This is a genomic window from Proteiniborus sp. DW1, from assembly GCF_900095305.1.
Lineage (GTDB): Bacteria > Bacillota > Clostridia > Tissierellales > Proteiniboraceae > Proteiniborus.
This window is the reverse complement of sequence record NZ_FMDO01000009.1, coordinates 1-6865: the sequence shown is the minus strand read 5'-3', so window position 1 is coordinate 6865 and position 6865 is coordinate 1. Positions and strand designations below refer to the sequence as shown.

Here is a 6865-nt window from a genome sequence, read left to right as displayed (position 1 = left end):
ATAAGAACATTTCTTGCAAAATGCTTTATTTATAACTCCAGGAGGCAAGTCCATATTAATAACATATTGAATTTGTTCTAAAACCTCCATCAATTCTTCTTCCTCTGTTCTAGTTAAAAATATCTCTTCTCTCTTCCTTAATAGAGGATAATCTAGTATACCCTTTTCTATTTTAATTCCTTTATTTCTTAAAGCCCAGATATAATATTTAAGTTGCCATTTAGCAGCTTCATCTAGTTTTCTTGACTTCTTTACTTCATGTATAATCTTCCACTCTTTTAGAAAATCAATATTTATAGTTTCGTCAATTAATATATTCTTTTTCTCTCTACCATAAGAATTTTCATCAATTAATTTTCCCATCCCTACTAGCTCACTAGTATGCTCCATGTTTACATCATTATTGAAATACCACAATTTTCTTTTACATATGAAATTATAATATACCATAACCCCTGTTATTTTCTTCATCACATCACCTATTTTTTAGCTCATTCTATCTTCACAACTTCTTACTTCTTTTTTATAATCTCCTTTAGATTTATAGATTATCCCAAGCCTATCATTATAGTCACACTCAAATACCTCTATATATTCATATTCATTAATATTTTTTTGCTTCAGAAGCTGTTCATCTACTCTATAAAGTGGTATAGATAATGTAAAGTCATCTAATCTAATCCTTGCATTTAATTTTTCTTCTTTTAGTTTTTTCCTTTCCTTAGAATCCATATCCTTGTTATATTCCTTTTGTAGTATCAGTATACATTGCTCAATCTCATCTTTATTCTCTATATACACAGGTTTAGGAATAACTGTTTTAGACTCTATGTTTCTGAATATTCTCTTTATATCAGCAGCTGATTTCTCATAAGATTCAATTAACTTAACATATTCTATAGCCTCAATCAACTCGATATAGTAATTTGAATCCTTAAGGTTTTCCATGTTATAAATAGAGTCAATTAAACTTATCTTTTCGTCTTCAGTAATAACTCCTTTTACTTCGCCTAAGGCTTTCTTAGAAAGATTAAATATATTTTCATCTATAACAGTTCCAACCCCTGTACATTTAGATTCTCCTCCATTAAATATGTAGCAATTATATCCTTCATTAACCCAATCTCTATCCCTATAACATCTTCCTAATCTTTGAAATAATCCATTTAAATCTGAAAGTTCTGTAACTAAGATATCAAAGTCTATATCTAAAGATGCCTCTACAACTTGAGTTGTAATCCATATTCCTTCATATGTCTTTTCTTTATCTCCAAATTCTAATATTTCTTTTTCTTTTATTTTCCTATCTTTTTTTATAAATCCACTATGAAATAATTTTATATCCTTTTTGATTTTTTCATCTTCTGACAATTCTAAATATATTCGTTGTGCTTCTTTTACAGTATTGCATATAACTAGAACCTTATTATTCTTATATACTTCTTTAATGAAATCAGAGTTCATTTTTTCATTTATCACCTTAATGCTATGCCTTATTCTATTATTGGTAAAAGGTTTGGGCTTTAGAAATTTTACATTTTCTTTTTCTAGTAATTCCACAAATATTTGAGGTAAAGTCGCTGTCAATATAGCAAATTTTCCTCCTATTTTATCTATATAAGAAAGACCTACAACCAAATACGCTAATAGATCTGGTGAATACATCTGCACTTCATCTATTACTACTTTAGAGTATGCTAGTGTGGCAAGCTTCGGTTCAAATCCCCTATACCTATATACAAAGTCAAATATCTGATCCAATGTACATATAGTTAAAGGTAATGATAACTGCCTTGTTTTATTGTAATATTCATCAAAATCTATATCGTCTTTCCTGCTCAAATATTCTCTTTTAATATCTGAATGAAGAAGTCCCACCTTATTTTCATAGTCTTCACCTACTATTTTTTCTGTTATTCTTTTATACATTGCATTTATAGCTGTTTTTAATGGAAGTGTAAAGAAGCCTTTATTATTTCCTATCCATAAAAGCCCAGCTTCTGTTTTCCCCATACCAGTTTGAGCTACTATTATAAGATTACTATCTCTATGTTCTATCATGTATTTCTGTAGTTCATTCCATTTCGCATCAGGATTTTTCAGTCTGAATTTTTCCAATAGGTTTTCTTCTAGGTTTTGTAACAAAAAATTGTTTTCTTTTTCAACGTCTATACCTCCACTAGCTGCATAATCTATTCTGTTAAGTAGACCTTTTACCAAGATATATTTAAAGAATAAATCGTTATCTGCTTTTTCATAAATCCTTTCATTCTTAACAAAAAACTCTTCTTCAATATAATGATTAACAAATTTATAATCTAATTTATCATATTTGAAATACTTAAACTCTTTTTTTATAGATTCAATTTCTTCTTCTAATTGAGATTCTGTATAATTCAATTCTCTATCATGATGATACGCTATGGAATGAAATAGCAATTTTATTTCATCTTCTGAATATCCTTCATTTTCTAAAGTTTCGAAATCAATAAAAAGTAGACTCAATATGCCATGTGGAATTTCATTCGTATGTTTTTTCCTTTTTTCTATTTTATCTTGAAACTTCATATTCATCTTGCCTAGATCATGATAAAGACAAGCTCTATATAGTATATCCCAGTTTACATGTAAACTGGGATAAATCTCCTTTAATATGTTGAAATTTCTTATTAGATTGTCAGTATGTTCATTTATAGTCTCTATCGGGTTAGACTTAGCTAAAAAGTTATTCATAAAATCAGCTCCTTCGCTAAATTGCAAATACTACATTATTATCTTCATCTAATATAACATCCTTTTTTCTTAAAGCAGATATATTAGATCCATACACAACTTCTTCCTTTTTCCATTTTCTAAATATCTTGGGAGAATTCTTAGTACCATGATTAATTAACTCATAGTTTTTATTTAATTTATATCTAGTCCCAGAAACATCTATACCTTGTATATTATTTTTAATTTTTACGTCTTCTATAATATTTATAGGTATATAAGCACTGTAATCTTCTCTTACTCTAATCGATGCTTTGATTTTTTCCTCCTCAAAAACATCTACTACTTTGACTTCCTCAATAATCACAAGGTCCTCTCTCCTACCTAAAGAAGGATATTCTCTAGGATAAAGAAAAGCTTTCTCTATCTCTGATACCAAACTCTGATCTTGTGGAATAATATGAATCAATAGTTCCACATCAACTAATAATTCTACTGTTGAAATCCCCCTACTTATACCAAACTCTCCTGCCTGTAATTGATGTCTCGCAGGATCAAACTTCATACCATTCTTAAACTCATATCTTGTATATAAATCATTTACTTTGGAATGGTATTTCCCCTGGACACTTATTTCCATTTCTTTGTATTCTTTATAGTCACAAAGACTATGAACCATACCTATTACAGTTGAGTATGGCGGTAGTGGGTAAGTCTCTTTAAGCTGAAAACTAGTTGGCTTCTTATAATTAACCATATTTTGATATAACTTTAGCCTTACTGCCTTTTTATTTTCCTTCATAATAATCCTTCACCTTGCTTTTTAATCCATTAAAGAACTCAGGCATAGTCAATGCATTTAGCTTTTCTTTTATTTCATTATCATTGCTAAACTTACCTTCAATTAATCCACAGCTTGTATCTTTTTTTATAGAATCGAACATAACTCCTTCAATTTGCTTGACCACTAGTCTATTATCCTTTACATCTAGAACATTTTCGAAAACAGGGTTTTTTATGTCATAAATTCCACCTATGGCAAACAAAGGTTTTAAATCTTCTCTTCTACCTCTAATATCTCTATATAAGAATGCAATAGTATCTAATAATCTATTAACCCTTCTTATTTTTTCTTCGCTACTAAGTTCAATATCATACACTTCATCAATTCCAATCTGATCTAAATCCATAACGATCGTATATCTATAATAGGACCTATGTATTTCTGATTGAGCTATATTCATATTTTCATTTATTCTATCTGCTAATCCCTTATTAGTTAGAAAATCTAAATCTCCTTTAAAAGTTTCTAAAGATATAGCATTGGATAGTCTTACCTTTGCAGTTCTCTTTTTTCCACCGGTTCCTTTTTCCGTCTTTAGGTATCCAAAAAAGTCTATTTCCGGATAATCTTTTATGGTAGCTTTTTCTGCAAATTGGACGACCTTTTTATCTCCACTACCTTCCGCCTTTACTGGTGCAATATTCTCGCCTAGTTGTTCAGATATGTTATATCTAATTGCTTGTCGCGAGATATAAGTATATTGCTCTCCTCTATCCCTTGTCAGTTTTTTTAAAGAAGCTACATTCCCTACCCCTTCACCGTAATTTGCACTTTCCGCCTCAAAAATCATTGAAATTGCTAATCCTTTTGGTTTTAAGTTACTCATTATCATTTCCTCCATTCCCATTATCATTTATATTCTCTTTCTTCCCTTCAATAAGTCCTGCTACGAAAGCATATCCAATAGTTTTAAAATCCTCATCACTTGAAAAAACCTCTAAAAAAACCTTAGGCACTGGTGATTTTACATATAAATAGCAATTTAACAAAGTATCCATAAAACTATCCTTATTATTCGTCTTTAATGAATTTAACAATCTATAAGCTATACCATTTAACTTATCTACAGAGTCTCCGTAATCCTTTCTTAAAAAATATCCTGCTTTATTTCCTAAATCGACTATATCAATTTCTTTTTCTTTCATACATCCTACCCCCTTTAAAAATCTTGTATTAATCCTTAAAATTCTAATTACATGATATGAATTATAATGTGAATCCTTCGGCTGCGATAATTTGTAATGAAGCATCTTTTGAACCAAAGTAAACATATTCTGACTATTTAAAAGTCTATCCACAACCAACTCATATACATTAAAATACGTATTGATTTCCTTAAAACCACAATTAATTAGCTTATTTAAATCATCTTCAGAACCTTTAATAACCCTTAGAGAATCCTTAGAGAGAATGTTAAATCTATATTTCTCATCCTCATATCTAACTAGTTGAATATCTGCTAACTCATATTTTATTTTATCGTTATATTCCTCATTTATTGATTTTACTAATGCTTTATATGTTAGCTTCTTATCTTCTTTACTTTGCTTGTAAATTTCCATATAAATCTTATTGTTTATATCGATAGCATTCTTCATACTTGAGTTATCGTTTATATATATTCCTTTATCATAAAGATACGAAATTCCAGCAGGTACACATGAATATATTAGTTTGCAGATAGGACAGACAGCAATATCGTTTTGAAAATCCCACACATGAGAGGATTTTCTGCTTACATCAAATCCAGTAGAATTTAAAAAACTAAGATCATTTGTAAGATCCTTCATACTCCTATTACAAGAAAAACAGCTGAACCTAAATCTAGATTTATCTATTTTTAAATATTCTATTGTTGGGTCAACGAAATAATCCTTAAAGTCTATATACATGTCCTTCTCTTTTGTTTGAGGATTTAAGAAGCAAACTCCGTTCCATCCATTTTTTATTACAGTATACATAGCATTCTTTGCTCCTATATATTTTTGAGCATCCTCTAGTTTCATGTACCCAATTATTTGCATCAATAATTTAAATTTGTCCTTTACTTCTGGTAAGATGTCTTCTATCTTCTGTTTCTTTTTAAGATTTATGGTTTTCAAACTTTTTTCTAAGCCTAAAATATCAACTGTAGATTTTATTAATTCATAGGCTGACTTATAACTATTACTTTTTATTTGTTTCTTTGCTACATCAGATATATATTTATTTGTAATTTCTAGACTCTTTTCATCAAAATTCTCAAAATTACTTTCTTCATAGTATAATATAAAATCTTCAAACGAAGTTATCTTGTTTAATGACAATATATCCTTGTATTTATACATCAAATAACTAAAGTATTTTTTTTCAAAGTCTACTAGATTATCAGAGTCAAACTCTAAATAATTTTGATTTATTACTACTTCATTTTCAGCATGTTTTAATATATTATAAAAGCCTACTAAACCGCTATTATATAACCAATCCTCCATATATAAGCGTATCTTTTCTCCCACCATATCACCCCCTATACTAAATCTAACATTCCAAATCCACTATTTCTTTTAGACCCTATCCCTGACTTATAAATATAATCTAAGATATACGGCTTAGCTTGTACCTTTATTCTACAAATATTTGATAAAATTTCTATTCCATAATGTTTTACTTTAACTTCTTTATTACTTAGCATCTGAAAAGCTATCTCTTCGATATCTAATCTTCTCTCTTCGCCAAAGTTATCTAATAATTGATACTTGAGATTTTCTATAAATACTTCTTTTCCTTGTTCTTCATTCAAAGAGTAGTACCATGTTTTTTTATTATCACCTTTGTGTTTCCTAACAACAACAGGAGACATAGAAGAGTAGATTGCATAATCATTAGTTATAATTTTCTCTTTATTCATATTTATCTTACTTATAGTTATAGAGTTATCTTTCACCCTATAAGTTTTTCCTTTATTGGCCAATGCTGCATTGTAGAATAAAATCCCATCCCTCATGTCGGATGTTGAAAAATTTAATATTATTTTCTTATTTGGTATTATTATTTCTTCCCTGGTAAATTTACAGTTTGGCATATACAAAGAGAAAGTAAAGCTCTTACTTTTGTTTTCTTCCTTTTCGTATAATGATTCATAATAATTTTTATCATAGGATTCATATATATATTTTAGAAAAGAAATTACAATCCTATTTTTATCTTTTGATATATTGTCATTAGATAAAGCTAGTTCAACATTATATCTCATATTTTCACCTCCTCGTATAATAAAGTCATAGTTTAAAAACTATATTTTCTTTTCTATCTCATAAGTCTTATGAA

At 28.6% G+C, this 6865-nt stretch carries 6 protein-coding genes; all 6 read right to left on the bottom strand.

The genetic code is table 11. The features are described from left to right. A partial coding sequence (gene cas4, locus DW1_RS02955; protein WP_074349151.1) for a CRISPR-associated protein Cas4 occupies window positions 1-471 on the bottom strand: 471 nt, incomplete at its 3' end. A gap of 15 nt (window positions 472-486) precedes the next feature. Beyond that, window positions 487-2733, bottom strand: a complete 2247-nt coding sequence (locus DW1_RS02950) for a CRISPR-associated helicase/endonuclease Cas3 (RefSeq protein WP_074349150.1) — start codon at window positions 2731-2733, stop codon at window positions 487-489. A 16-nt stretch (window positions 2734-2749) separates the two neighbouring features. Then, on the bottom strand, window positions 2750-3514 hold the full coding sequence (gene cas5b / locus DW1_RS02945) for a type I-B CRISPR-associated protein Cas5b (RefSeq protein ID WP_074349149.1): 765 nt from the start codon (window positions 3512-3514) through the stop codon (window positions 2750-2752). Next, complete coding sequence (gene cas7i, locus DW1_RS02940; RefSeq protein ID WP_074349148.1) at window positions 3501-4382, bottom strand: type I-B CRISPR-associated protein Cas7/Cst2/DevR; 882 nt, start codon at window positions 4380-4382, stop codon at window positions 3501-3503. Before cas7i ends, cas5b begins: the two co-directional genes overlap by 14 nt. Next, complete coding sequence (gene cas8a1, locus DW1_RS02935; RefSeq protein WP_200800457.1) at window positions 4375-6057, bottom strand: type I-B CRISPR-associated protein Cas8b1/Cst1; 1683 nt, start codon at window positions 6055-6057, stop codon at window positions 4375-4377. The genes cas7i and cas8a1 overlap by 8 nt, the downstream gene beginning before the upstream one ends. 8 nt (window positions 6058-6065) lie before the next feature. Continuing rightward, entirely contained in the window at window positions 6066-6791 is a 726-nt protein-coding gene (cas6, locus tag DW1_RS02930; protein ID WP_074349146.1) for a CRISPR-associated endoribonuclease Cas6, read from the bottom strand. Window positions 6792-6865 lie beyond the last annotated feature (74 nt).

What these genes read in the sequence shown, in the direction of transcription:
- DW1_RS02950 (WP_074349150.1), bottom strand. Translation starts at nt 2,733, where the DNA reads ATGAATAACTTTTTAGCTAAGTCTAACCCGATAGAGACTATAAATGAA.
- cas5b (WP_074349149.1), bottom strand. Translation starts at nt 3,514, where the DNA reads ATGAAGGAAAATAAAAAGGCAGTAAGGCTAAAGTTATATCAAAATATG.
- cas7i (WP_074349148.1), bottom strand. Translation starts at nt 4,382, where the DNA reads ATGAGTAACTTAAAACCAAAAGGATTAGCAATTTCAATGATTTTTGAG.
- cas8a1 (WP_200800457.1), bottom strand. Translation starts at nt 6,057, where the DNA reads ATGGTGGGAGAAAAGATACGCTTATATATGGAGGATTGGTTATATAAT.
- cas6 (WP_074349146.1), bottom strand. Translation starts at nt 6,791, where the DNA reads ATGAGATATAATGTTGAACTAGCTTTATCTAATGACAATATATCAAAA.